Consider the following 1,795-nt stretch of genomic DNA (forward strand, 5'->3'; position numbering starts at 1 on the left):
TGAGTAAATTATATACTTATGCAAGATATTTTAGATAGATTTTTAGGTTATGTAAAAATTGATACGCAAAGCGATGCCAGCTCTAACACAACTCCTAGTACTGCCAAGCAATGGGACTTAGCAAATAAGCTAGTTACAGAACTTAAAGAAATAGGAATGGAAGATGTTACTATTGATGACAATGCGTACATTATGGCAACACTACCTAGTAATATAGATAAAAAAGTGCCTACAATTGGTTTTGTTGCACATTTTGATACTACTCCAGATTTTTCTGGAACAAACGTTAATCCGCAAATAATTAGGGATTATGACGGTAAAGACATTGTTTTAAATGCTGATAAAAACATTGTGTTATCTCCAGATTATTTTGAAGATTTATTACAATATAAAGGTCAGACCCTTGTGACTACAGATGGTACTACGCTTTTAGGTGCAGATGATAAAGCAGGAATTACAGAAATTGTTACGGCAATGGAATTTTTAATTGCTCACCCAGAAATTAAGCACGGTAAAATTAGAGTTGGTTTTACTCCTGACGAAGAAATTGGTCGTGGTGCACATAAATTTGATGTTGAAAAATTTGGTGCAGAATGGGCATATACTATGGATGGTAGCCAAATTGGCGAGTTAGAGTATGAAAACTTTAATGCTGCTGGTGCTAACATTACAATACAGGGTAAAAGCGTACACCCAGGTTATGCTAAAGGAAAAATGATAAACGCCATTGGTATTGCTCAAGAAATTATGGCTGCTTTACCTAATAAAGAGGTTCCTGAACATACCTCTGGCAGAGAAGGTTTTTACCATATACATACTATTAAAGGAGAGATTGAAAATGCTGAATTAGGACTAATTATTAGAGACCATGACAGAAACTCTTTTGAAGACCGTAAAAAAGCACTAGAAACTATAGTTTTTAGATTAAATGAAAAATACAACAACTGTATAAAACTATCTATTAAAGACCAGTACTTTAATATGAAAGAAAAAGTAATGCCTGTATACCATATTGTAGAAACTGCAAAAGAAGCTATGGAAGCCTTAAATATTACACCAATTATAAAGCCTATACGTGGTGGTACTGATGGCTCACAACTAAGTTATATGGGACTACCGTGCCCTAATATATTTGCTGGCGGACATAATTTCCATGGTAAATACGAGTATGTTCCTGTAGAAAGTATGGAAAAAGCTGTAGAGGTTATAGTAAAAATATGCGAGCTTACAGCTGCTAAATAGTAGTATTAGCAACTTAAATAAACAAAAAAAGCATCGATATAAAATCGATGCTTTTTAATTTATACTAATTAAAGTACTACTTTTTTTCTGCTACTGGTTCATTTAATTTTCTGCTCATTTCCATAGAAATTGCTGATCTAGAAAACTTAATTTTACCAGACATAGTCTCAATTATACAAGACATATCTTTATCATTTAAATCAAAAATTTTACCGTGCATTCCGCTTTTGGTAATAACTTTATCTCCTTTTTTTAATTCTGTAGCAAATTTTTTCTCGTCTTTAGAACGCTTCATTTGCGGACGTATCATAAAAAAATATGCTACTATAAATATTCCTACCATTGGTAGAAATGGGTATTGCTCTAATATTTGATCCATTCTTTATTTTGTTGGTATAGACGCTGCTGCACCATTTTTAGGGTTAACAAAAGCTTTGATACGTAAAGTTTCTCTTCCTTTTGCTGTATTTGCAGTTACTGTTACTGCTTTAGTTACTTGGTTTTGACCAGATCCGTTAAACTTAACTAACAACTCACCAGATTCTCCTGGAGC

General features: G+C 33.1%; 3 protein-coding genes. 1 reads left to right on the plus strand and 2 read right to left on the minus strand.

What is annotated here, in order from left to right; translation table 11 throughout:
* Window positions 1–18 precede the first annotated feature (18 nt).
* Window positions 19–1,242 (plus strand): peptidase T, encoded by a 1,224-nt coding sequence (gene pepT / locus ABJD66_RS06725; protein ID WP_348129641.1) that lies wholly within the window; start codon window positions 19–21, stop codon window positions 1,240–1,242.
* 76 nt (window positions 1,243–1,318) lie between these two features.
* Here pepT and yajC read toward each other — a convergent pair whose 3' ends face one another.
* The gene (gene yajC, locus ABJD66_RS06730; protein WP_100895517.1) at window positions 1,319–1,621 is read right to left on the minus strand and encodes a preprotein translocase subunit YajC; all 303 of its coding nucleotides are present in this window, start codon (window positions 1,619–1,621) and stop codon (window positions 1,319–1,321) included.
* Between the two features lie 3 nt (window positions 1,622–1,624).
* Window positions 1,625–1,795, minus strand: a 171-nt coding sequence (locus tag ABJD66_RS06735; RefSeq protein WP_348129644.1) for a DUF1573 domain-containing protein, incomplete at its 5' end; no start/stop codon positions are given.

Origin of the sequence: Cellulophaga sp. (genome assembly GCF_039943695.1) — a bacterium.
Classification (GTDB): Bacteria; Bacteroidota; Bacteroidia; order Flavobacteriales; family Flavobacteriaceae; genus Cellulophaga.

Excerpts from the sequence above, each read along its gene's own strand:
- pepT (WP_348129641.1), top strand. The coding sequence starts at position 19 with ATGCAAGATATTTTAGATAGATTTTTAGGTTATGTAAAAATTGATACG.
- yajC (WP_100895517.1), bottom strand. The coding sequence starts at position 1,621 with ATGGATCAAATATTAGAGCAATACCCATTTCTACCAATGGTAGGAATA.